Source organism: Reyranella sp., assembly GCF_050185545.1.
Lineage (GTDB): Bacteria > Pseudomonadota > Alphaproteobacteria > Reyranellales > Reyranellaceae > Reyranella.
On sequence record NZ_JBFWZI010000004.1, the window covers coordinates 63,266 to 85,606 of the forward strand.

Genomic DNA, 22,341 nt, shown 5'->3' on the forward strand with positions numbered 1-22,341 from the left:
CTAGCGGCCCGTCTTGATCGTGGTCCACAGCCGCGTGCGCTCGCGCACTTGCTCGGCAGTGCCGGCGGTGATGGTGTAAAAGCGCGCCCTTACCGAGGCCGGCGGATAGATCAGCGGATTCCCCGAGATGTCCTTGGGCAGCAGCGCCGTCGCCGCCGTGTTGGCGTTGGCGTAGCCGGTGAGCTCGCTCGACGCTGCCGCGACCTTGGGCTCGAGCATGAAGTCCAGGAAGCGCAGCGCCTCGGCCGGGTCGGGCGCGTCCTTGGGGATGGCCGCTACGTCGATCCACAGCAGCGAGCCCTCCCGGGGTATGGTGTAGGCTATCTCCTGCTTGTCCTTCGCCTTCGCAGCCCGGTCGCGCGCCTGGAAGATGTCGCCGGAGAAGCCCAGCACCAGGCAGACGCTGCCGCCGGCCAGCGCATTGATGTACTCCGACGAATGGAACTTGCGGACGAACGGGCGGACCGCCTTCACGACATCGGCCGCCTTCGCAAGGTCCTCGGGCTTCTTCGAATCGGGGTCGAGGCCGAGATAGTTGAGCGCCGCCGGCAGCACGTCGGTCGCGCTGTCGAGCATCATGACGCCGCAATCCTTGAACTTCGCGACGATCGCAGGGTCGAAAATGATCTTGAGCGAATCGACCGGCGCATTGGGCATGCGCTTCCTGATCTCGCTGACATTGTAGCCGATGCCCGTGGTGCCCCACATCCACGGGACGGCGTGGGTATTACCGGGATCGTATTTGGCCAATGCCGCCATGATCTCGGGATCGAGATTGCCCCAGTTCTTGAGCTTCGACCTTTCGATGGGCAGGAACAGGCCGGCCGCGAGCTGGCGCACGAAGAACGGCGAGGCGGTCGGCACCACGACGTCGTAGCCCGAACGGCCGGTCTTCAGCTTGGCGTCGAGGATCTCGTTGGAATCGTAGGTCGTGTAGTTGACCTTGATGCCGGTGTCCTTCTCGAAGATCTTGAGCTGGCCCTCGGCGATATAGTCCGACCAGTTGTAGACGTTGACCTTGCCCTGGCCGAGCACGGGGCTTGCCAGCAGGATGAGGGCAGAGACAAGGGCGGCGGCAGAGACGGGGATGAGGGGGGGCATCGGCGGCTCCGAAGGATCAGACTCCAAGATACCGGTGCTGCAGGGCGCTGTCGCGGGCCAGGGCTTGCGAGGTGCCGGTCCAAACGACGCGGCCTTTCTCGACGATGTAATGGCGGTTGGCGAGACCGACCAGCGCCGCCACGTTCTTGTCGATCACCAGGATCGCCTGGCCCTCGCGCTTCAGGCGATCGAGGCAGCTCCAGATCTCCTGGCGGATCAGCGGCGCGAGCCCCTCGGTCGCCTCGTCGAGGATCAGGAGCTTGGGGTTGGTCATCAGCGCCCGCCCGATCGCCAGCATCTGCTGCTCGCCGCCCGACAGCTGGTTGCCCATATTGCGCTGGCGCTCGCCGAGCCGCGGGAAGAAGTCGAAGACGCGGGCCAGGGTCCAGGGATTCTGCCGCGCCGTGCGGTTGGCGGCTGCAGCGACCAGGTTCTCGCGTACCGACAGGTTGGGAAAGATCTGACGGCCCTCGGGCACCAGCCCGAGACCCAGCCGGGCGATGCGGAAGGCGGGCAGGGCGTCGACGCGGCTGCCCTCGAACTCCACCGAGCCGCTGCGCGCCGCCAGCAGGCCCATGACCGCGTTCACCGTTGTGGTCTTGCCCATGCCGTTGCGACCCATCAGGGTCACGACCTCGCCGGCATCGACGGCGAACTCCATGCCGAACAGGGCCTGGCTCGCGCCGTAGAAGGCGACCAGATCCTTCACCCGCAGCATCACGCCGCCTCCTCGCCGAGGTAGGCCTGGCGCACATCGGGGTTGGCGCGGATCTCGGCCGGCGTGCCGCTGGCGATCGCCCGGCCGTAGACCAGCACGGTGATTCGATCGGCGAGCTGGAACACCGCATCCATGTCGTGCTCGATCAGCAGCATGGCGCGCTTGCCCTTGAAGCCTTGTAGGAAGCCGATCATGCGCTGCGACTCCTCGACGCCCATGCCGGCCATCGGCTCGTCGAGCAGCAGCAGGCGCGGATCGCCCGCCAATGCCATGGCGATTTCGAGCTGGCGCTGCTCGCCGTGGCTCAGGATGGCGGCGGGCGTGCCGGCGCGCTCGGCGAGGCCGACGTCGGCCAAGCCCTGCCGTGCCGGTCCGAGCAAACTCTCGTCACGGCGGGCGTTGGCCAGGAAGCGGAAAGAGTGACCGGCATGCGCCTGGACCGCCAGCGCCACGTTGTCGAGGGCGGTGAACTCGCGCAGCACCGAGGTAATCTGGAACGAGCGGGCGAGGCCCAGGCGGACGCGGGCATGCATGGGCAGGCGCGTGACGTCGCGGCCGGCGAAGTGGATGGTGCCCGAATCGGGCCGCAGGTTGCCGGTGAGCTGGCTGATCAGGGTGGTCTTGCCGGCACCGTTGGGGCCGATCAGGGCGTGGATCTCGCCCGGCCGGACATCGATCGAGACTGCGTCAGTGGCGACCAGGCCGCCGAAGCGCTTGATCAGGCGATCGGTCGAGAGCAGCGGCTCAGCCACGGTTGCGCCCCATCAGCGAATCAATGCCGCCCCGGGCATAGAGGGCGATCAGCACCAGCATCGGCCCGAAGACGATCTGCCAGTACTCGCCCCAGCCCCTGTGCAGAAGGTCGAGCAGCGGCTTCAGCGATTCCTCCAGCAGGAAGAAGGCAATGGTACCGTAGATCGGCCCGAACAGGGTGCCCATGCCGCCCAGCACGACGATGACGATAAGGTCGCCCGATTTCACCCAGGACATCATCGCCGGGGAGATGTAGGCGCCATCATTGGCCATCAGGATCCCGGACAGGCCGCCGAAGGCGCCGGCGATGGTGAAGGCGGCAAGCCGGTAGCGGAACACCGGGAACCCGAGTGCCGCCATGCGCAGCTCGTTCGACTTGGCACCGCGGATGACCAGACCGAAGCGCGAGTTGGCGAAGCGGCTGCAGAACCACAGCGTCGCGCACAGCAGGGCGAAGCACAACCAGTAGAACGCCGCCTTGTCACGCAGATCGATCAGGCCGGCGAAGCGGCTGCGGCTGATGTTGAGCCCGTCGTCGGCGCCATAGGCCTCCAAGCCGACGCCGACATAGTAGACGAGCTGGGCAAAGGCCAAGGTTATCATGATGAAGTAAAGGCCGCGCGTGCGCAGCGACAGGGCGCCGACCACGAGCGCCCACAGGGCCGACGCGGCGATCGCGACTGGCCACTGGATCCAGCCACTGGCGATGCCGTGATGCGCCAGGATGCCGATGGCGTAGCCGCCGGTGCCGAAGAACACCGCATGGCCGAAGCTCACCATGCCGCCATAGCCCAGGATCAGGTTGAGGCTGACGGCAGCGATTGCCCAGATCAGCACGCGGGTGCCGACCGACAGCAGATAGCGCTGGTCGAACGCCTGCGTGAGCAGCGGCAGGACGGCGAGCAGCACCAGCAGCACAAGGGTGACGATCCCGCGCGGCGTGCGGAGGGCGGCGGCGAGATCGGTCATGCTCGTTCGGACCGCGGGCGTCTCGCCCGCTCATGATTCATGAGGCGGGCGAGACGCCCGCGGTCCGCATGAGGAAGGCGTCCGGACACAGCTACACCCGCTGCCCGAACAGGCCGGTCGGGCGCCATACCAGCACCCCGGCCATGACGACGTAGATCAGGACCTGGGAGATCGCCGGGGCGGCGCTCGCGGCGGCCGCGGAGCTGAGGAAGGTCTTCAGCAGGTCGGGCAGGAAGGCGCGGCCGACGATGTCGATCTGGCCAACCACCATGGCGGCGACGAAGGCGCCCTTGATCGAGCCGATGCCGCCGATGACGATGATGACGAAGGCGAGGATCAGAATGTCGTCGCCCATGCCGATCTTCACCGAGGTGATCGGCGCGGCCATCAGGCCGGCCAGGCCGGCGAATACCGCGCCCAGGCCAAACACCAGGGTGAACAGCAGCTCGATGTCGACGCCGAGTGCGCCGATCATGCGCCGGTTGGACGCGCCGGCGCGGATCAGCATGCCGAGACGCGTGCGCGCCACCAGCCAGGCCAGCAGCACCGCCACGATGGCGCCGACGACGATGATGGCGAAGCGATAGGCGGGGTAGGGCACGCCCGGCAGGATCTCGACCGTGCGATTGAGGAAGGCGGGGACGGCCAGGCTCTTGCCGGCGGGGCCCCAGATCACCCGCACCAACTCGTTGAAGAACAGGATCAGGCCGAAGGTCGCCAGCACCTGGTCGAGATGGTCCCGGGCATAGAGCCGCCGGGCGACGACCATCTCGACGGCGACGCCCAGCAGGAACGTCGCCGGCAGGGCCAGCAGGGCACCGAGCACGAACGAATCGGTCCAGCCGACGAACGTCCAGGCGATGTAGGCGCCCATCATGTAGAGCGAACCGTGCGCCAGGTTGACCAGGTCCATGATGCCGAAGGTCAGCGTCAGCCCGGCGGCGAGCAGGAACATCAACAGGCCAAGCTGCACGCCGTTCAGCACCTGGAGCAGCAGATATTCCATTCCCCCGTCGCGCCCCCACCACCTCGGCAAAACAAACGGGAGCGCGTCGCCGCGCTCCCGTCGATCGTCAGGCCGAAGGCCTCACTTCATCGGACACTTTTCGTAGTAGGAGTCCTTGGCGTCCTTCACCGCGGTGGCGATGGTCTTCAGCGTCATGGTGCCGTCGGCGTCCTTGACCGCTTCCTGGATGTAGAAATTCTGGATCGGGAACTGATTGGTGTTGTATTTGAACCCGCCGCGCAGCGACTTGAAGTTCGCCTTCTTCAGCTCGGCGCGCACCTTGTCCTTGCTCGACAGATCGCCCTTCAGGGCCTCGGCGGCCGAAGCGATCAGCATGATCGAATCGTAGCTCTGGGCGCCGTAGAACGACGGATAGACACCGTGCTTCTTCTTGAAGTCGGCGACGTAGCGCTTGTTCTGATCGTTCGGCAGGTCGTTGACCCATTCCTGGGCGCCCATCGTCCCGAGCGCCAGCTCCTTCTGCTGCGGCAGGGTGATCGCATCGATCGAGAACACCTGGTAGAGCGGGATCTGCCCCTTCAGGCCGGCCTGGGCGTACTGCGTCAGGAACTGAACGCCGTGTGCGCCGGGATAGAAGATGAAGATGCCGTCCGGCTTGGCAGCGCGAATCTTGGCGAGCTCGGCGGAGAAGTCGAGCTGGTCGGGCCACTTGGTGAGGTCCTCGCCGATGATCTTTCCCTTGAAGGTGCGCTTGACGCCGGCGAGCATATCCTTGCCCGCGGCGTAGTTGCCGGCCATCAGGTACAGGCTCTTGACGCCCTTGTCCTGCAGATAGCCGCCCATCGCCATCGGCGTCTGGTCGTTCTGCCACGAGGTCGAGAAGAAGTTCTTGTTGCAGAGCTCGCCGGCGATCTGCGACGGCCCGGCGTTGCTCGAGATCAGGATCGTGTCGCCTTCGTCGGTCACGGTCTTGAGCGAGGCCAGGAGCACGTTCGACCAGATATAGCCGGCGATGAAATTCACCTTGTCCTGCTGGACAAGCTTCTCCGACCGCTGCTTGCCGACATCCGGCTTGAACTGGTCGTCCTCGTAGATGATCTCGAACGGCCGGCCGGCCATCTTGCCGCCGAGATGCTCCTTGGCCAGCTCGACCGACCGGCGCATGTCCTCGCCGATGGCCGCCTGCGGGCCGGAGAACGTGCTGACGAAGCCGATCTTGATCGGCGCCTGGGCCATGGCTGGCTGCAGGCCGAAAGCCAGTGCCGCGATTGTTGCGGCCCCAAACAATTTGGAATTCACAATACGCCTCCCTGTCTTGTTCCCCGTCCCTGATTGGGCGCTATAACAGCCGGACATTCCGGCGGCAACAATGGACCAAACCTCGACCGGACCCGGTCGAGCCTGAAGCCTAAGCACGCAACTTGAAACGCTGGATCTTGCCGGTTGCTGTCTTGGGCAGCTCGGTCACGTACTCGACCCAGCGCGGATACTTGTAGGGCGCCAGGGTCTTGCGGCAGAGTGTCATCAGCTCCTCGGTCAGGGCCGGGCTGCCGGCGCCGGCCTGCTTCAGGACCACGAAGGCCTTGGGCTTGATCAGCGCATGCTCGTCGGCATGGCCGACGATGGCGGCCTCCAGGACGGCGCTGTGGCCGATCAGGCAGCTCTCGATCTCGACCGGCGAGCACCAGATGCCGCCAACCTTCAGCATGTCGTCGCTGCGGCCGTCGTAGATGAAGTAGCCCTCGTCGTCCTGGCGATAGGTGTCGCCGGTGTTGAGCCAGCCGTCGACCATGGTCTCGGCCGTCCTTTCCGGCTTGTTCCAGTAGTACTTGGCCGTCGACTCGCCGCGGATCCACAGGCGGCCTCTCTCGCCCGCCGGCACCGGCTTGCCGTTCTCGTCGAGGATGCGCGCATCGTATCCCGGCACCGGCCGGCCGCTGGTGCCCGGCTTGTGGTCGCCGAGGCGGTTGGCGATGAAGATGTGAAGCGCCTCGGTCGAGCCGATGCCGTCGAGGATGATCGTGCCCGTCCGCTCCTTCCAGCGCCGGAAGATCTCGGCCGGCAACGCCTCGCCCGCGGAGACACAGGCCCGTACGGACGACAGGTCGCGGCCGCCTTTCTCCAGCGCCGCCAGCTGGGCGGCATAGAGCGCCGGCACGCCGTAGTAGAGCGTCGGCTTGAACCGCTCGATCATCTCGAAGGTCGTGTCCGGTGTCGGCCGCCGATCATCGAGGACCGCCGTACTGCCGGTCCACAGCGGGAAGGTCATGCCGTTGCCGAGACCGTAGGCGAAGAACAGCTTGGCGGCGGAAAACGAGACATCGGACTCGGCCACACCGAGCACCCGCACGCCGTAAAGCTCGCTGCTCACCACCATGTCGCGCTGGCGGTGTACCGCACCCTTGGGGCGCCCGGTCGAGCCGGAGGAGTAGAGCCAGAAACAATCGTCGTCGGGGTTGGCGAGGCGGGCGTCCAGTGTGGCCGACGCCTTGGCCATCTCGCCCAGGAACGCGTCGACCGTGAGCGACCTGACCGGCGACTGCGCCAGCGCCGGCTCGATCTCCCCGGCGAACTCGCTCGAGTAGACCACGAGCCTGCAGCCCGCATCCTCGAACATGTAGGCGTAGTCTGGCGCCCGCAGGAGGGTATTGGGCGGGATTGGCACGACCCCCGCCTTGATGGCTCCCCAGAAGAGATAGAAGAAGGCAGGGCAGTCCTTGACGACCATCAGCACGCGGTCGCCGGGCTGCAGGCCCGCCGCGAGCAGCGCGTTTCCGGAACGATCCACGCGCTCGGCGAGCTGGGCGTAGGTGACTGTCTCGACGGCGGTGCGTATGGCGACCTTGGCGCCTCGGCCTTCCGCCAGGTGCCGGTCGACGAACGGCACGGCGACGTTGAAGCGGGCGGGCAACCTCACCTTGAGGTCCGATCCGAATTCGATGCCCTTCATCATGCCGTTCCATCCCTCCACCGCCACGGCTTCTGGCGCTTCTTATTGCGCAATTTGGTACTGAAATACCTATATAGTAAGTTCGCCGCAAGCGCCTTATTGGCCGTCCGCCCGGCCCCGCAGCAGTGACAGCGGCACCGCGTCGGCCGCGACGTCGGCCGGCCGGCCATCGAGCGGCAGCCAGAGGAAACCATCCAGTGCCGCTGTCCGGCAGCTCGCACTGGCGACGATCGTGACCTCGCCGTGCCGTGGCGCACGCCGGCCAAACTGCTCGAGGCGCGAGGCGACATTCACCGCTTCTCCGATCGCCGTGTAGTCGACGCGGCCAGCAAAGCCGACATTGCCGACCAGCACCGTGCCGGTATGCAAGCCCACCCGCATGCGGCAGGCATCGAGGCCGGCAGAGCGGCGGTGGTTGTTGAACGCCTCGACCTCGCGCGCCATCGCCAGCGCGCCGAGGCAGGCGGCGCGGGCGTGGTCCGCGTTGGGCTCCGGCGCGCCCCAGAATGCCATCAGCCCATCGCCGATGTACTTGTCGATGGTGCCTCCCGTCGCCTCGATCGCCGGGCCTACCCGTGCCAGCAGGTTGTTGAGATAGCTCGCCGTCTCGGCCGCCGGTCGGCCACGCGTATAGGCGGCATAGCCCTCGAGGTCGCAGAACAGGATGGTGATGGCGCGGTCCTCGCTCGGCGGCAGCGCGCCCTGCTGGGCGATCAGGCGCTCGACCAGCGCGCGCGGCAGGTAGGTGGCGGCGAGCTCGAGGCCTCGCGCCATGCGCTCGAAGGCGCGGTTCGCCAGGTTGAGCTCGCGGACCCTGCTGTCGCCGAGCCGCGGCACCTTGTCGAGCTCCAGCCGCTCGACTGCGCGTGCGGCGCCGGCGAGCGCCAGGATCGGCCGCGAGAGGCGGCGGCCGACCACGATCGCGATGATCGCAGTCAGCAGCATGAGCACGCCGCCCGCGATCAGGATGCCGCGCACGATCCAGCGCGCCCATGCCGATTCCCGGCCGGCCAGGTGATAGCCGATGATCAGCGAGGCCGGCCTGTAGTCGTCGATCTTGCGGTAGATCCAGCCATGGCTGCTGTCGCCGACCCAGTCCCAATGACCGGAGACGGTGCTGCCGCCGCTCAGCCAGGAAATCTCGTTCGGCTCGGGCGTCCACATCGCGGCCAGCACCGGATCGTTGACTTCGTCCAGTCCCGACAACCGGCCGCGAGCCCGCTGATCGGCGCTGCCCTGCTCCTTGCCGAGCCAGGGATGGGCAAGCACCTTGTCGCGGCCGGCCAGGATGAACGGCTTGCGCTCGCCGGCGAGCTCGAGGCTCTTGAGGAAGCGGGACAGGTCCGACGTGCCGATGGCTGCACCGATGACGCCGCGGAACTGCCCGCGCACGCGGATCGGCACGATGATAGGCAGGATGGGCTCGCCCACGATGAGCGACCATTGCGGCTCGGCCCATTGCGGACCGTTCAGCGTGCGGGCCTGGGCGAACAGCGCATCCGTGAACGGCAGGTTCTCGCGCCGCTCCGGCTGCATGCTGCGGTCGGTGCGCGTGAATCGCACCGGCTCGCCATCGACAGGGATGACGACGAAGCCGACGGCCTGCGGGGCCGCGGCAAGCGTGCCGAGCGCGAAGCTGCTCCATCGTGCACGGTCGTCGAAGTCGATCTCGCCTTTGGCTACGGCCTCGCTGATGTAGGCGAGCTGGTCGCGCACCGGTCCGACATGGGCCTGCAGGCGCTGCCCGATCATGTCGATGGTGAGCTCGTTGATCTGGCGTGACGAGGCATCGTAGTTGCTCTGCGCGGCGAAGTAGGCAATGCCGATCACCGGCACCATGGCGAGGAAGACGAGCCCCACCAGCACGACCGGCAGCAGCGCGCGATCGGCCAACCTGCCTGGCTGGTGCGGTGGGGACTCTCGGCTTCGGTCGGCAGACCGGATCGTGGGCCGGAGCCCGCCGGTTCAAGCACCATCGCTGAGATGTCCCTGCTTGTTGTAGCCCATCATGCTGCTGTGGCAGGACGTCAAAAAAGTGGCGCAATCAATATGACACGAAACGTTCCATTGGATGTCACGCGTTCGTTCTTCTCACAGACCGTCGAATGTCGGGTGCTTCAAAGTTCCGTGCGTGTCAAAAATGCAGGGGTTCCGCGTTCCCGCGGTTCACGCCAATGTCAAACGCCCGAGTGCCGCGGCTGGAGGCAAAGAGCCAGAAGCAGTCGGCGTGGCAGCGAGGTGGGCGTCCAGTGGGGCTGACCCCCTGGTCATCCTCGTTCAAGACGGCGTGGATGAGGTCGAACCCGGATCAAAAGCTGACGAATCCTCGTGTAGCCCGCGCGCCGCAACTTGGCATCGTAGCGCTCGTAGATTTCCGGAAACTCACTGATGAGGTCGAGCAGGGAAGCCACGTCGTTACACAGCCGTCCGGCTGCGGTCGGATCTACAAAAGACAGCTGGGCAAGTCGCTCATCAAGCTCACTTCGCGCCGCCGGCTCGATGACGACGGAGAGCTTCACCCGTACTTCTTCTTGAGTTCCTTGTTCAACTGTTCCCGGACTATGCCGCTGGAGGGATTGCGCATCAGCGCCTCCGCCCGGCGGTGGAACTCAGCCAACACGAGTGGGTCCAGCGGACGATCAAAATCGACAGCCCCCCTGGCGCGCTGGTCACCATGCCTGGCATCCAGCGCGATGCTCATCCGATGAGTTCCAGTCGCTCGTCGACGCTCAAGGAACTAGGATCGAATTCCTGCGCGGCCATGCAAGAGACTATATCTTCGAGCCTGCCGTAATTCCAGCTACTCTCAGTTGAGCTTGGCGCCTGAAGCCTTTACCGGCGCCTGGAAGGCCTTCACCTGGTTCGCGACGAAGGCGGTGAACTCGGCCGTCGTCATGGGCTTGGTGACGAATCCCAACTCGCCCAACCGCTCGACGATCTTTGGATCGGCCAGCACCTCGGCCGCGGCCTTGTGCAGCCTGGCCTGCGCCGCCGGCGGAAATCCGCCCGGCGCCGAGATGCCGACGAAATTCTCGGCGACCAGCTTGGGGTAACCCAGCTCGGTCACCAGGGGCACGTCGGGCGCCGACGGCGCCTTCTGCGTCGAGGTGAGCGCGATCATCCGCAGCTTGCCGTCCTTGGCGAGCGGCAGGACCTCGGTGAGCGTGACGACGGCGAAATCGAGTTGGCCCGCCATCATGTCCTGGAACATCGGCGCGGCGCCGCGGTAGCCGATATGCTCCATGTTGAGGCCGAGCTCGGCCTTGAACATCTCGCCGATGATGTGGCCGATCGAGCCCTGGCCGCCCGAGCCGAAGGGCACGGTCTTGCCCTGTCCCTTGATCCAGGCGATCAGCTCCTTCATGTCCTTGGCCGGCACGGTCGGTCGGACGACGAAGGCATTGGCCACGGAGCCGATGTAGGCAACGTGCACGAAGTCCTTCAGCGGATCGTAGGGTGGCTTGTCGAACAGGTAGGGCGCGATCGAGATGGGCGCGCTGTTGGACAGCATCAGCGTGTGAAAGTCGTCCTTGGCCTGCAGCACGAAGTTGGCGCCGATCGTGGTGCCGCCGCCCGGCTTGTTGTCGACGATCACACTCTGGCCGAGCTTCTCATGCAGAGGCCCCGCGATGACGCGCGCGGCGGCATCGGACGCGCCGCCGGGCGGGAAGGTGACGATGATCTTGACCGGCCGGGACGGCCAAGCCAGCTGTGCCTCTGCGCCGCCGGCGAAAGCCAGCGCGGCGGCCGAGCCGAGAATTGTCCTGCGTGCGATCATGCCTTCCCCCTTCGGTTCCATGCCGCAAGCAAAGCAAGCGGCATGCCCACAGTCACGCGCCACCACGAAAAAGTGAAAAGCCCCACGGCGTCATCTTGAGCGGCAGATGATAGTGCTGCGTCAGATCGGCGATGCCGAAGCGGTAGGAAACGATCTCGAGAAAGGCTGGCGTCGGCAGCATCATGCCTCGGCTGCGATACCAGGTGCCGATATGGAAAAGTGCCTCGTAGAGGCCGGTCTCGCGCAACCCTTCGCCGCGCACTGTCGGGTGTTCGAACGAGCCCGTTGCGCCGACGGCACCGGCGGCGAGAGTGCCGCCGTCCGGTCCTTTCAGCTCGACCCGGAGCCCGGCTGCGGGAAGGCCGCGCGAGACGTCATAGACATGAAGGGAAATGCCGCCGGCCTTCATTTCGAACAGGCTGACTCGGTAGCCGCTCGTGGAGGCGCCGTACGATCTTCAACGGCGGATACTGCGGAAGTTGCAAAGGGACCGAATCCGAATTCAGGGGCGCCCTCGTGCAGGCCAAGGCGTGAACGAATGACAAAGGGGCCACGGCGCAGGTCAATCATTGCAACGACCATTATCCCCCGCGTGACAAACGATATTAAATGCCGAGTGACCAGTTCTGAACGACCGCGCGACGTAGGCCGCGACTCACTTCTGGCAGGCCGCGTGGGAAGATTGTGATCGCTTGAAAGATCCTCGACAGATCGGCTGCAAGGTCCACTGGTGCAGTCGGGCTATTCGCGGCGAGCCGATAGACGAGCTCTCGCCACTCGCGTGCCGCTCGACGGGATAGCTGAACTGACCTCATCCCTACTTATGCTTCAGCTCGACGAGGAGACTCTCCCAGGATGTCGTGCTGTCCGGGTCTTTCTCGGCTTCATCTGCATCACGCTCCAGCTCTGCCACGAAGTCCTCGTCCATGGCAGACCACGTCGAAAGCACCTTCGCCGCTTCGCTGTTGGCTGCCGCCGCGGATTGCTCGATGCTGTCCCAAAGCCGCTCGATCAGGCGCAGTCGCTCGTCGATGCTGAGCGAAGTCAGGTCGATGTCAGTGATCGGCATGGCCTTCCTCCCTGGGAAGGCGAGTGTATTGGCAGTGCCGCGCAAGATACCACCATCAGTTGAACCGCACGTACTCGAAGTCGATCGGCTGGCCGTTGATGCCGCGGGCCGGCGGGGCGATCCAGTTGGCGTACTTGCCGGGCTCGACCACGGCGCCGCCCATCAGGGAGATGACGAAGGCGCGGTCCTCATCGGTCGGCAACCACCTGGCCTGGTTGGCCTGCCAGTCGGCCTCGCTCAGCACCTTGCCGTCGGGCGAGACGCGCAGGCTGGCGAAGGCGCCGATGCGGCGATTGAAGGCGCGGTGCGGCAGCTTCATCTCGAAATCGATGCCGGCCTTCTCGATCGCCTTGTTCCAGCGCGCCACGCCGCGGGCGCAGTCCTCGATGTAGTCCTGGCGCAGCCGCTCGTTCAGCGCCTGCAGCGCCGGCACGGTCTTCCTGACGATGCGGCCGTCCTCCACGCTGTCGATGTCGAAGGTCGCGTCGCTCAGCACATGGTCGTCGTCGATGCGGGTCTCGAGGAAGCGGCCCTTGACGCCCATCGTGTAGTAGTTGGCGGCGTTGGTCGACGCCTCCTGGCCGAACAGGTCGAGCGACACCGAGTAATGGAAGTTCAGGTACTTCTGGATGGTCGCCAGATCGATGGCGCCGAGGCTGCGCGCATCGTCGGTCCGGTTCTCCTTCATCAGTTCGCAGGTGCGCTGGATGATGCGGCCGACGCCGGTCTCGCCCACGAACATGTGGTGCGCCTCCTCAGTCAGCATGAAGCGGCAGGAGCGCGACAGCGGATCGAAACCGGACTCGGCCAGCGAGGCGAGCTGGTACTTGCCGTCGCGGTCGGTGAAATAGGTGAACATGAAGAACGATAGCCAGTCCGGCGTCTTCTCGTTGAAGGCGCCGAGAATGCGCGGCTTGTCGGGATCGCCCGAATGGCGCTCCAGCATCGCCTCCGCCTCCTCGCGGCCGTCGCGGCCGAAATAGGCGTGCAGCAGGTAGACCATCGCCCACAGGTGCCGGCCTTCCTCGACATTGACCTGGAAGAGGTTGCGCAGGTCGTAGAGCGAGGGTGAGGTCTTGCCGAGCAGGCGCTGCTGCTCGACCGAGGCGGGCTCGGTGTCGCCCTGGGTCACGATCAGGCGGCGCAATGTCGAGCGCAGCTCGCCCGGCACGTCCTGCCACGCCGGCTTGCCCTTGTTGTCGCCGTAGGCGATCACCCGGTTGGGGTCCTGCTCGGCGAGGAAGATGCCCCAGCGATACTCGGGCATTTTCACATAGCCGAAATTGGCCCAGCCGCTGGCATCGGTCGACACCGCGGTGCGCAGGTAGACGTCGAAGGCATTGGTGCCGTCCGGCCCCATGTCTTTCCACCAGTCGAGGAAGCGCGGCTGCCAGTTCTCCAGCGCGCGCTGAAGGCGGCGATCGCTCGCGAGGTCGACGTTGTTGGGAATGAGCTGGCTGTAGTCGATGGCCATGATTGCCTCCTCAGGCCCGCTTGCGGTCGAATTTGCTCTGCTTGCCGGTGCCGTAAAGCCTCAGCGCGCCTTCCGCGCCGGTGGCGTTGGGGCGCTGGAATATCCAGTTCTGCCACGCCGACAGGCGGGCGAAGATCTTGGTCTCCATCGTCTCGGGGCCGGCGAAGCGCAGGTTGGCCTCCATGCCGATCAGCCCGTCGGGCGAGAAACCGGCGCGCTCCTCGATGGCGAGGCGCACCTCGTCCTCCCAGTCGATGTCGTCGGGCGTGAAGGTCACCAAGCCGAGCCGGTCGGCCGCTTCGGCGTCGAGCGACTCGCCGATCTCGTCCTTGAGTGTGTCGACATGCCCGGGCTCGGCGAGGAAGCGGGTCGCCAACCGGGTCAGGCCGTTACCCATGGGGTAGGGGCCGAAATTCATCGCCGTCAGAGAGACCGTGGCGGCCGGCAGATTGGAGCCGTCGAAAGTGCCGTCGAGCATGTAGGAGCGGTCTGCCGCCAGCACGAGCTCGAACAGGGTGCCGGCGAAGCACGAACCCGGCTCGACCAGGGCAATCAGGCTGCGCGAGCTCACGTCGAGGCGCTTCAGGGTGCGCTTCCAGTAGAGCACGATCTCGCGCCCCAGCCAGTCGGCTGCTTCGCGCGCCAGAAGGTCATCGTAGGCCTGGACCAGCGCGGCGTCGCCCTGGCTCTGCAGCACCCAGGTACCGATCTCGGTTTCGTTGAGGCGCAGATGCATCATCGCGTCATCGAGATCGCGCGCCAGTGCCAGCGGCCAGAAGGCCGCGCCCTCCGCGTGGATCGCCGCCGCGTCGGCCGGCGGCGCCGCGGAAGGACCGTTGACCCGCAGGCGTGCGGCGCGGCGCTCGCGGTCGATCTCGACCGTGAGCGTGCCGTAGCGGATCGTGTCGCCGTCGATGCGACGCTCGATCGGCGTCAGCGCGATGCCCTCGGCGCCAGCCGGGCGCTGCGACTTGCCCGCGATCTCCTCGGCGATCTTGCGCGTCTCGTCGGCGAGCTTGCTGGGCGGGATCAGCTTGTCGACCAGGCGCCAGTCGCGCGCCCGCTTGCCGCGTACGCCCTCCGCGGTGGTGCAGAAGAAATCGGCATGGTCGCGGCGCACCAGTCGCTTGTCGACGAGGCGCGTCAGCCCGCCGGTGCCGGGCAGCACGGCGAGCAGCGGCAGCTCGGGCAGGGAGACCGCGCTCGAGCCGTCGTCGGCCAGCAGGATATGCTCGCAGGCCAGCGCCAGCTCGTAGCCGCCGCCGGCGGCGATGCCGTTGATCGAGCAGATGTAGGACTGGCCGGAATGCTCGGTGGCGTCCTCGATGGCGAGCCGCGTCTCGTTGGTGAACTTGCAGAAGTTCACCTTGTGATCGTGGCTGCTGAGACCCAGCATGTTGATGTTGGCGCCCGAGCAGAAGATGCGGTCGCGCTGCGAGCGGATGACGACGGCGCCGATCTCGGGATGCTCGAAGCGCAGGCGCTGCACTGCATCGGCCAGCTCGATGTCGACGCCGAGATCGTAGGAATTGAGCTTGAGCTTGTAGCCGGGCTTGAGCCCGCCATCCTCGTTCACGTCCATGGTGAGGTAGGCGACGCCGTCCTCCAGCGCGAGCTTCCAGTGCTGGTAGCGGTCGGGCGAAGTGCGGAAATCGACAGGTGGCTCGGCCATGAGGTCCCTATATCCGTAATTCGGTACTGAAATACCTATTTACTTTTCCCGGCGCAAGCTCATTGTTGGCTGCAATGCCCGTTGTCCGCCCCGCCGAGCCGGTCGATCTGCCGGCCATCACCGCGCTCGACGCCCGTCTGACCGGGGAGGCCAAGGCGGCCTACTGGCAATCAATGCTCGAGCGCTACGCCGGTGGCCCGCCGGATCGGCATTTTCTCGTGGCCGAGAGCGAGCGCGGCGCGCTGGCGGGCTTCATCGTCGGCGAGGTCCGGGCCTGGGAGTTCGGGCAGCCCGCCGCCGGCTGGGTGTTCGCCATCCAGGTCGACCCGAAGCTGCGCCTCAAGGGGACCGGCAGCGCCCTGTTCGAGGCCCTGATCGGCCGATTCAAGGCGCAGGGCGTGACGCGGGTGCGCACCCTGGTCGATCGGCGGGACAATCTCATTCTGTCGTTCTTCCGCGCCCAGGGCATGGTGGCCGGACCCTCGCTGCAGCTCGACATGGAGCTCTGATGAGGGAGCTTTCGTGAAGCTGCAGACGGCGACCCGGCTCGGCCTCTACGCCACGCTGGAACTGGCGCGCGAGCCCGAGCGCACCCTGTCCGCCGCCGACCTGGCCGAGCGCTTCGACGTGTCGGCCCATCATCTTGCCAAGGTGCTGCGCACCCTGGCGACGGCGGGCTTGGTGCGCGCCGAGCGTGGCGCCACCGGCGGCTATCGCTTCGTCGCCAACCGCCGCCGCACGACGTTGATGGACATCGTCGCCCTGTTCGAGCCGGCGCCTGGGCAACGCCCCGGCGAGCCGGGCGAGGGCACCGACATCGGCCGCGCCCTGCAACGCGTGCTGAGCGAGATCGACGAGATCGCCGAGGCTACCTTGCGCTCGATCAGCCTGGAGACCATGCTGAAATCGAGGCGGTGATGCGCACCCTCGTGTTCCTGGTGTCGGTTGTTGGCAGCCTGCTGGTGTCGACGGCGGCAGGCGCGCAGCCGGCCTGCGTTCCGGCCGACCGTCCTGTCGATCCGCACTACGCGAGCGACACTGCCGCGGAGTGGCCGCGCGAAGCGCGGCGCATCAAGGCCAACGAGCAACTGGTGTCGCGCGAGGGCGACCGGCTGCGGCTGGCGCTGGATGGCGGCAAGTCGATCGAGCTGGTCGACTGTCCCTACGGCGACGGCGGCTACCATTTTCTCTACGAGCGCTACGACCGGGCGGGCCGGTTCTACGTCGTGAGGAAATCGGCGCCTGACGACTTCAGGTACGCGCTGGTGATGATGCCGACCGGCCGCCTGTTCATGGTCGACGGCGCGCCGGTCTGGACCTCGGAGAAATCGAAGTTCCTCACCATCGGCTGCTCGCTTCAGCCGCCGCGCGGCACCCTGGTCATCCACGCACCCGACGGCGAGGAGGCCGCGAAGGAAGCCGAGTTCCAGCTGCCCTGCGACAGCGAAAGCTGCGCGGCACGCTGGGATCACCAAACCTGGATCTCGGTCACCTGCACGCCGCGCGACGGCGGCGGCAAGAAGGGCAAGGAGTTCGTGCTGATGCGCTCCAACAACGGTACCTGGAGCCGGTTCGGGCGATGAGGCGCAAGGGGCCTCAAGCGAGCTTCATGAGGTTCCAACGTCGGAATCTCATGGGCCTCGTCTGCGGCTTTCCCCCTCCGCCCCGTATGACGGGGCACCTCCCCCGATTACGGGGGAGGGCATCGTGAGCGGGCGAGATGCCCGCGGTCCGGAAGAGTTATGAGCTCTTGACGGCCCACCCATCCCGCGTTTGCGGCAGCTTCTTCTTCAGCAATGCCCCTGCTACCACGTTGCGCAGCACTTCCGCCGTGCCGCCCCCGATCGTGAACATGCGCACGTCGCGCGCCATGCGCTCGAGCGGCAGCTCGCGGGAGTAGCCGCGGGCACCGAAGAACTGCAGGGCGTCGTTGACGACCTGGATAGCGCTTTCCGACGTGAACACCTTGGCCTGGGCGGCCAGCAGCATGTCGGGGAAACCGGCCTCGCCCGATCGCGCGGCGCCATAGACCAGCGCCTGCGCCGCGGCGAGCTTGATCGACATGTCGGCGAGCTTCCATTGCAGGCCCTGGAATTCGTTGATCGGCCGGCCGAACTGGTGGCGCTCCTCGGACCAGTCGAGCGCCAGCCTGTAGGCACCCTCGGCGATGCCGAGCGCCACCGTCGCCGCGCCGACGCGCTGGCTGTTGTAGGCGTTCATCAGGTCGGCGAAACCCTTCTTCAGGCCGCGCGGCGGGATGACCAGCGCCGAGGGAGGCAGCTCCATCTCCTCGAAGTCGATTACCGCCTCGGGAATGCCGCGCAGGCCCATGGTCGGCTCGCGCTTGGTGATCTTGAGGCCCGGAGTCTCGTCGCGAATCGCGAGGAAGCCGCCGATCCCTTCCTCGTTGCCGCGCTCGTCGTAGACCTTGGCGAAGATCAGGTGCAGGCGAGAGACGCCGCCGCCGGTGATCCAGTGTTTGCGGCCATTCAGGACATAGCGGTTGCCCTTCTTGTCGGCGCGCGTGGTCATGCCGTTGGCATCCGATCCGGCGTCGGGCTCGGTGATGCAGATCGCCGGCTTGTCGCCCGCCAGCACCATGTCGGCGGCGAGCTTTTTCTGCTCCTCCGAGCCGTACGCCATGACGGCACTGATCGCCCCCATGTTGGTTTCGACGGCGATGCGGCCGGTGACGGCGCAGGCCGACGACAGCGCCTCGATCACCAGCACCGCGTCGAGCCAGCTCCTTCCCTGGCCACCGTACTGCTGCGGAATCGTCATGCCGATCAGCCGGGCGTCCTTCAGGAGGCCGACATTGTCCCACGGGTACTGCTCGGTGCGGTCGACCTCGGCGGCGCGGCGGGTCACCGGGCCGGCGGCAAGCTCGCGCGCGCGCGCCTGCAGGTCGACCTGATCGGTCGTCAATCCGTTTGCATTCATGAGTTCTTGTCCTGGCCGTGAGGGTCGATGCTGAAGACGGTGACTTTATCGTTGCGGCCGCGCACCGCGACACTGCCCAATGCTGCGAAGACGAAGGAATCGCCGCAGGCCTCGCGCGTGCTCTGCGAGACCAGAATGCGCGTGCCGTGCTCCTTGTTCAACTCCTCGAGCCGGGCCGCCAGATTCACGGTATCGCCCAGCAGGGTGAAGGTGAGGCGCCGGCCGGCGCCCACCGACCCGCCGATCACATTGCCCGTCGAGATGCCGATACGGGTGGCGAAGTGGATGCCGGGATTGCCGAACGTCCGGTCGCCGACGGCGCGCTGGATGTCGACGGCGGCGCGCACCGCGGCGGCGGCGTGGCTGTCGCAGGCGAGCGGCATGTTGAAGGAGGCGAACAGGCCGTCACCGATGAAGGTGTTGACGACGCCGCCATGCGCCCGGATCGGTTCCAGGACGGTCTCGAGATACTCGTTCAGCGCCGCCACCAGCTCGCTTGGGCCGAGATATTCGGCGATGGTGGTGAAGCCCGCGATGTCGGTGAACAGGATCGTCGCCTCGCCGGTCTCGCCGGACAGAACGCCCTCACCCTGCCGCCGCAGGATGGTGGACGCCACGCTTTCATCGACATAGCGCCCGAACGTCTCGCGGATCCGCTCGCGCTCGCGCAGGCCTTCGACCATCTTGTTGAACTGGCCGGTGAGGGCGCCGATGTCGTCGTTGGACGTCACCGGGGCCCGCACGGTGAGATTGCCGCCCGCGACCTTGCCCATGGCGAGCGAGAGGATTCGAATCGGCCGCAACAGGGAACGGCCGATGAAGAAGGCCGAGATGGCAATGCCCATCAGCGCCACGACGACATCGTTGATGATCTCGAGGCGCAGGCGGTCCCCGTCATAGGAGAACAGATCGACGACGATCGCCGCCAGGGGCGCGATCGAGATCACCACCAAGGCGACGATCAGCTTCGACCGGTAGCTGCCGAAGAACAGCTCGAGGTTTCGCCCATGGTGCCGGTAGATGAAGCCCAGGAGTCCGCCCAGGTAGTCGCTGACGATGAAATACGTGTACGTGAAATAGAAGATCGGCAGGATGATGCTCAGCGTCACCAGATCGGGCAGCGTGACGGGCACCGGGTTCGGCGTGAGGTTGCTGGCGACCAGGCGGAATACGACCAGGACGGCCGCCATGATGCCGACGTTGCGCGCGGTCAGGATGGGAAGCTGGGTGATGCGCCGCTGCGTCTCCTCGAACGTCGCGTGCCCTTCGAGATAGCGCCGGATCGGCTCGAACAGACGGCTCGACAGGAAGTAGTTCGCGACGAAGAAAACCAGCAGCCCGCTGCCGATGTTGCGGGGCGCGGACTCCCAGGCGCCGGTCACGGCGTAGTACACGAACGAGAAGGCGAGATCGATGGCGGCGCAGGACGTCGCCACCAGGAGATAGCGGTGGCGCATCGCCGCGATCGCCCTGGCGTCGACTGCCTTGACGTCGATCACCTCGCGTCGTGTCTTCGGGTCGCTCATCGGGCGGTACTTACCTGGTCTGCCGCCACGATACAGTGCCGATCGCGGATTTCCACATCACCTCGGGGCGAGGCCGCATAGGCGTCAAATTTGGCCAAAAGCCCAACACAGTCCTCATCCTGAGGAGCACCCGCAGGGTGCGTCTCGAAGGATGGGCCGCACAGGAGATCGTTGGAGAGTCGTGTCGCAGCGCCCTTGACTGTTGCCGACCCTTTGAGACGCGGCTCTCCGGGCCGTTCCTCAGGGTGAGGTCCCTTTGCAATCTAGTTTACAGTAACGCCTACGGGGCGAGGCCGGGTCGGCCCGCCCCGGTGCGTGCGGCGTGACAGCCGGCTGCTTCAGGCCGTCAGCTCGCGCGCGGTGATGCGATACTTGAACTTGTCCGGATCGAGCGAATCGAGGAAGCCCTTCCTGGTCTCGCCCTGCGGGTACATCAGGAAGCCGATGGCTGGTTCCTTCGAGCCCGGCAGCTTGACGTCGTGCGCGGTATTGAAGGCGAGCCAGTTGCCTTCCCAGGAGCCGAACAGGGCGTTGCGCGCGGCCATCACTTTCGGATCCGTCAGCGCGAGCTTGCCCGGCGGTTCCTCGAGCACCACCTTGCGCACATCGGCTGGATCGACCGGAGTCCAGCCGCTGCCGGAGAGCCACACCTCGGCACGGCAGTGCTGCGCCTTGGTAACGTTCTCCGAGCCCGCACCCAGCGCCTTGAAGCCGAACTGTGAAGGCACGACCCGGATGCCGTAAACGTCGCGCGCCGGCAGGCCGACCGAGCGCGCCAGGCCGACGTACAGCGCATTTAGGTCGGCGCACTTGCCGTTGAGGTTGCCGGTGCGGATCATGGTGGTGATGTCGCCGACGCCGCAGCCCAGCGTGTCGGGGTTGCGGAACGTGTTGTCGACCACCCATTCGTAGATCGCGCGCGCCTTGGCGAGGTCGTCCTTCTTGCCCTTGACGATGCCTTCGGCGGTTTCCTTCACCAGGCCATCGGTCGGCAGCAGCTCGGTAGCGGCGAGGTTGAGCTGGCGCTCGGCATCGCTGAGCGGCGGGGCGCTACCCTTGCCAGGCTCTACCGCGCGATCCTGCGTTCGCACCTGGGCGACGACCTCGATCACCGGCGACTGCTGGTCGGCCGCCCACTCGACCTTGAGCATCTCCGCGCCGTACCTGGGTTCGCGCGCCCTCTCGGCGACCTTGGCGTTGCCGGTCCACGAGACGTTGCCCGGCCGCTGCCAGTCCGCTGCCTCGAAGGTCGGCAATGGAACCCACACTCGGTTGGCGCCGCCCGTCGGTTCGACTCTCGTGGTCAATTGATAGGTGCGCCAGCCCTTGGGCATCGGCGTATACGCAGCCTGAGCCGACGCCAGGCGCGGCGCAAGACCGAGAGCGCCTGCTGCGAGGCCGGCCTTCAGCATGTCGCGACGATTCATGTTCTTCCTTCCACGCCGGAGAGACAGGACATCCCGACGTCGGGAGTGCCCGGCCATCCCGGACCAAAATCGCACCGCACGCGGCAGCATCCTTCCGTGAAAGCAAGCAGAGTTGCAGGCGAGAAGCGAGGTCGTCAACCGGTCGGCCTCTTCGATCTTGTTTCTCGCCGGTAACTGACACGGGGTTCCGGGCCGGGGGAACCATCGAGCACGTGAAGACGATCCTGGTCACGGGATTCGAGGCCTTTGGCCATACACCCGTCAATCCGGCCGAACTGGTGGCGCGGCGTCTCGACGGCCGGGAAGTCGACGGCGCGACGGTCGTGTCGCGCGTCGTTCCCAACACCTTCTTCAAGTGCATCGACGTCGTTTGCGCGGCGATCGAGGAGAGCCGGCCCGAGGCGGTCGCGATGATGGGCGAATACGGCGGTCGCGCCCGGTGACGGTGGAGCGGATCGTGCAAAACCTGAACGACGGCGCCCGCTATGCGCTGCGCGACAATGACGAGCGCACCATCCAGGGCGAGCTGACTGCGCCCGAGGGACCGGTCGCCTACTATGCCAGGCTGCCGATCCGGGCGATGGTCCGCGCGATGCGCAGCGCCGGGATCCCGGCCGACATCTCGGACGTCGGCGGCACCTTCTGCTGCAACCATCTGATGTACGGCATCCTGCATCACATCGCGGTGAACAAGCTGGCCGTGCGCGCCGGCTGGATCCATCTTCCGTATTTGCCGGAGGTTGCCACCCTCGGGGCCAACCTGGGCGCCCCCAGCATGTCGGTGGACACCGCCGCGGCCGGCGTGCGCGCGGCAATCGAGGCGATCTGCACGCACCCCTTGGACGTCAACGATGCCGTCGCCAGATATAGGCGAGGTCATGCGCTGGGAGCGCGCCACTCCTGTGGCGCTCATCGGATGTTTGATCGGCAGGAAGAGCGCCACAGGAGTGGCGCGCTCCCAGCCATGACATGACCCTGTCGAAGCTGGGAGGAGAAT

At 66.3% G+C, this 22,341-nt stretch carries 21 protein-coding genes and 1 pseudogene; 4 read left to right on the forward strand and 18 right to left on the reverse strand.

Features of this window, described 5'->3' with window-relative positions:
- The 15 genes from AB7O82_RS02075 to boxC all read right to left on the reverse strand — a co-directional run bounded on the left by AB7O82_RS02075 (position 1) and on the right by boxC (position 15,451).
- Complete coding sequence (locus AB7O82_RS02075) at positions 1 to 1,101, reverse strand: polyamine ABC transporter substrate-binding protein (RefSeq protein WP_428537018.1); 1,101 nt, start codon at positions 1,099 to 1,101, stop codon at positions 1 to 3.
- 16 nt (positions 1,102 to 1,117) lie between these two features.
- Positions 1,118 to 1,819, reverse strand: coding sequence for an ABC transporter ATP-binding protein (locus tag AB7O82_RS02080; RefSeq protein WP_428537021.1), 702 nt, complete (start codon positions 1,817 to 1,819; stop codon positions 1,118 to 1,120).
- Positions 1,819 to 2,571, reverse strand: a complete 753-nt coding sequence (locus tag AB7O82_RS02085) for an ABC transporter ATP-binding protein (RefSeq protein ID WP_428537024.1) — start codon at positions 2,569 to 2,571, stop codon at positions 1,819 to 1,821. The genes AB7O82_RS02080 and AB7O82_RS02085 overlap by 1 nt, the downstream gene beginning before the upstream one ends.
- Positions 2,564 to 3,541 carry a branched-chain amino acid ABC transporter permease gene (locus AB7O82_RS02090; RefSeq protein ID WP_428537027.1) on the reverse strand — a complete coding sequence of 326 codons (978 nt, stop codon included), beginning with the start codon at positions 3,539 to 3,541 and terminating at the stop codon, positions 2,564 to 2,566. The genes AB7O82_RS02085 and AB7O82_RS02090 overlap by 8 nt, the downstream gene beginning before the upstream one ends.
- Before the next feature lie 91 nt (positions 3,542 to 3,632).
- The gene (locus AB7O82_RS02095) at positions 3,633 to 4,547 is read right to left on the reverse strand and encodes a branched-chain amino acid ABC transporter permease (protein WP_428537030.1); all 915 of its coding nucleotides are present in this window, start codon (positions 4,545 to 4,547) and stop codon (positions 3,633 to 3,635) included.
- An 81-nt stretch (positions 4,548 to 4,628) separates the two neighbouring features.
- Positions 4,629 to 5,744, reverse strand: a complete 1,116-nt coding sequence (locus tag AB7O82_RS02100) for an ABC transporter substrate-binding protein (RefSeq protein ID WP_428537130.1) — start codon at positions 5,742 to 5,744, stop codon at positions 4,629 to 4,631.
- Positions 5,745 to 5,916: 172 nt separating this feature from the next.
- Complete coding sequence (locus AB7O82_RS02105) at positions 5,917 to 7,461, reverse strand: benzoate-CoA ligase family protein (RefSeq protein WP_428537033.1); 1,545 nt, start codon at positions 7,459 to 7,461, stop codon at positions 5,917 to 5,919.
- A 93-nt stretch (positions 7,462 to 7,554) separates the two neighbouring features.
- Positions 7,555 to 9,351 (reverse strand): adenylate/guanylate cyclase domain-containing protein, encoded by a 1,797-nt coding sequence (locus AB7O82_RS02110; protein ID WP_428537036.1) that lies wholly within the window; start codon positions 9,349 to 9,351, stop codon positions 7,555 to 7,557.
- A 374-nt stretch (positions 9,352 to 9,725) separates the two neighbouring features.
- Positions 9,726 to 9,977 (reverse strand): hypothetical protein, encoded by a 252-nt coding sequence (locus tag AB7O82_RS02115; RefSeq protein WP_428537039.1) that lies wholly within the window; start codon positions 9,975 to 9,977, stop codon positions 9,726 to 9,728.
- Positions 9,974 to 10,159 (reverse strand): hypothetical protein, encoded by a 186-nt coding sequence (locus AB7O82_RS02120; protein WP_428537042.1) that lies wholly within the window; start codon positions 10,157 to 10,159, stop codon positions 9,974 to 9,976. The genes AB7O82_RS02115 and AB7O82_RS02120 overlap by 4 nt, the downstream gene beginning before the upstream one ends.
- Positions 10,160 to 10,264: 105 nt before the next feature.
- Positions 10,265 to 11,236 (reverse strand): Bug family tripartite tricarboxylate transporter substrate binding protein, encoded by a 972-nt coding sequence (locus AB7O82_RS02125; RefSeq protein ID WP_428537044.1) that lies wholly within the window; start codon positions 11,234 to 11,236, stop codon positions 10,265 to 10,267.
- Between the two features lie 52 nt (positions 11,237 to 11,288).
- Positions 11,289 to 11,645, reverse strand: a complete 357-nt coding sequence (locus AB7O82_RS02130) for a hydroxyisourate hydrolase (RefSeq protein WP_428537046.1) — start codon at positions 11,643 to 11,645, stop codon at positions 11,289 to 11,291.
- A gap of 408 nt (positions 11,646 to 12,053) precedes the next feature.
- Entirely contained in the window at positions 12,054 to 12,305 is a 252-nt protein-coding gene (locus tag AB7O82_RS02135; protein WP_428537049.1) for a hypothetical protein, read from the reverse strand.
- A gap of 55 nt (positions 12,306 to 12,360) precedes the next feature.
- Positions 12,361 to 13,779: a benzoyl-CoA 2,3-epoxidase subunit BoxB gene (gene boxB, locus AB7O82_RS02140; RefSeq protein ID WP_428537052.1), complete on the reverse strand. Its 1,419-nt coding sequence runs from the start codon at positions 13,777 to 13,779 to the stop codon at positions 12,361 to 12,363.
- 10 nt (positions 13,780 to 13,789) lie between these two features.
- A complete protein-coding gene (gene boxC, locus AB7O82_RS02145) occupies positions 13,790 to 15,451 on the reverse strand; it encodes a 2,3-epoxybenzoyl-CoA dihydrolase (protein ID WP_428537055.1) in 1,662 nt (553 codons plus the stop codon).
- 74 nt (positions 15,452 to 15,525) lie between these two features.
- Between boxC and AB7O82_RS02150 the strand changes: the two genes are divergently transcribed.
- The 3 genes from AB7O82_RS02150 to AB7O82_RS02160 are packed head-to-tail and all read left to right on the forward strand — an operon-like array spanning position 15,526 to position 17,034.
- The gene (locus tag AB7O82_RS02150; protein ID WP_428537058.1) at positions 15,526 to 15,960 is read left to right on the forward strand and encodes an N-acetyltransferase family protein; all 435 of its coding nucleotides are present in this window, start codon (positions 15,526 to 15,528) and stop codon (positions 15,958 to 15,960) included.
- 13 nt (positions 15,961 to 15,973) lie between these two features.
- Entirely contained in the window at positions 15,974 to 16,369 is a 396-nt protein-coding gene (locus tag AB7O82_RS02155) for an Rrf2 family transcriptional regulator (protein WP_428537061.1), read from the forward strand.
- On the forward strand, positions 16,369 to 17,034 hold the full coding sequence (locus tag AB7O82_RS02160; protein WP_428537064.1) for a hypothetical protein: 666 nt from the start codon (positions 16,369 to 16,371) through the stop codon (positions 17,032 to 17,034). Before AB7O82_RS02155 ends, AB7O82_RS02160 begins: the two co-directional genes overlap by 1 nt.
- A 157-nt stretch (positions 17,035 to 17,191) precedes the next feature.
- Here the strand turns inward: AB7O82_RS02160 and acdA are convergent, their stop codons facing one another.
- From acdA to AB7O82_RS02175, 3 genes are all read right to left on the reverse strand, one after another.
- Complete coding sequence (gene acdA, locus AB7O82_RS02165; RefSeq protein WP_428537067.1) at positions 17,192 to 18,391, reverse strand: 3-sulfinopropanoyl-CoA desulfinase; 1,200 nt, start codon at positions 18,389 to 18,391, stop codon at positions 17,192 to 17,194.
- On the reverse strand, positions 18,388 to 19,917 hold the full coding sequence (locus AB7O82_RS02170; protein WP_428537070.1) for an adenylate/guanylate cyclase domain-containing protein: 1,530 nt from the start codon (positions 19,915 to 19,917) through the stop codon (positions 18,388 to 18,390). The genes acdA and AB7O82_RS02170 overlap by 4 nt, the downstream gene beginning before the upstream one ends.
- Before the next feature lie 338 nt (positions 19,918 to 20,255).
- Positions 20,256 to 21,344, reverse strand: a complete 1,089-nt coding sequence (locus tag AB7O82_RS02175) for a transglutaminase-like domain-containing protein (protein WP_428537073.1) — start codon at positions 21,342 to 21,344, stop codon at positions 20,256 to 20,258.
- 278 nt (positions 21,345 to 21,622) lie between these two features.
- On the opposite strand from AB7O82_RS02175, the pseudogene pcp reads away from it, so the two are divergent.
- Positions 21,623 to 22,317, forward strand: a pseudogene (pcp, locus tag AB7O82_RS02180) (pyroglutamyl-peptidase I).
- The last annotated feature ends 24 nt before the right edge of the window (positions 22,318 to 22,341 follow it).

What these genes read in the sequence shown, in the direction of transcription:
- AB7O82_RS02075 (WP_428537018.1), bottom strand. Translation starts at nt 1,101, where the DNA reads ATGCCCCCCCTCATCCCCGTCTCTGCCGCCGCCCTTGTCTCTGCCCTC.
- AB7O82_RS02080 (WP_428537021.1), bottom strand. Translation starts at nt 1,819, where the DNA reads ATGCTGCGGGTGAAGGATCTGGTCGCCTTCTACGGCGCGAGCCAGGCC.
- AB7O82_RS02090 (WP_428537027.1), bottom strand. Translation starts at nt 3,541, where the DNA reads ATGACCGATCTCGCCGCCGCCCTCCGCACGCCGCGCGGGATCGTCACC.
- AB7O82_RS02095 (WP_428537030.1), bottom strand. Translation starts at nt 4,547, where the DNA reads ATGGAATATCTGCTGCTCCAGGTGCTGAACGGCGTGCAGCTTGGCCTG.
- AB7O82_RS02100 (WP_428537130.1), bottom strand. Translation starts at nt 5,744, where the DNA reads ATGGCCCAGGCGCCGATCAAGATCGGCTTCGTCAGCACGTTCTCCGGC.
- AB7O82_RS02105 (WP_428537033.1), bottom strand. Translation starts at nt 7,461, where the DNA reads ATGATGAAGGGCATCGAATTCGGATCGGACCTCAAGGTGAGGTTGCCC.
- AB7O82_RS02120 (WP_428537042.1), bottom strand. Translation starts at nt 10,159, where the DNA reads ATGAGCATCGCGCTGGATGCCAGGCATGGTGACCAGCGCGCCAGGGGG.
- AB7O82_RS02125 (WP_428537044.1), bottom strand. Translation starts at nt 11,236, where the DNA reads ATGATCGCACGCAGGACAATTCTCGGCTCGGCCGCCGCGCTGGCTTTC.
- AB7O82_RS02130 (WP_428537046.1), bottom strand. Translation starts at nt 11,645, where the DNA reads ATGAAGGCCGGCGGCATTTCCCTTCATGTCTATGACGTCTCGCGCGGC.
- AB7O82_RS02135 (WP_428537049.1), bottom strand. Translation starts at nt 12,305, where the DNA reads ATGCCGATCACTGACATCGACCTGACTTCGCTCAGCATCGACGAGCGA.
- boxB (WP_428537052.1), bottom strand. Translation starts at nt 13,779, where the DNA reads ATGGCCATCGACTACAGCCAGCTCATTCCCAACAACGTCGACCTCGCG.
- boxC (WP_428537055.1), bottom strand. Translation starts at nt 15,451, where the DNA reads ATGGCCGAGCCACCTGTCGATTTCCGCACTTCGCCCGACCGCTACCAG.
- AB7O82_RS02150 (WP_428537058.1), top strand. Translation starts at nt 15,526, where the DNA reads ATGCCCGTTGTCCGCCCCGCCGAGCCGGTCGATCTGCCGGCCATCACC.
- AB7O82_RS02160 (WP_428537064.1), top strand. Translation starts at nt 16,369, where the DNA reads ATGCGCACCCTCGTGTTCCTGGTGTCGGTTGTTGGCAGCCTGCTGGTG.
- acdA (WP_428537067.1), bottom strand. Translation starts at nt 18,391, where the DNA reads ATGAATGCAAACGGATTGACGACCGATCAGGTCGACCTGCAGGCGCGC.
- AB7O82_RS02170 (WP_428537070.1), bottom strand. Translation starts at nt 19,917, where the DNA reads ATGAGCGACCCGAAGACACGACGCGAGGTGATCGACGTCAAGGCAGTC.
- AB7O82_RS02175 (WP_428537073.1), bottom strand. Translation starts at nt 21,344, where the DNA reads ATGAATCGTCGCGACATGCTGAAGGCCGGCCTCGCAGCAGGCGCTCTC.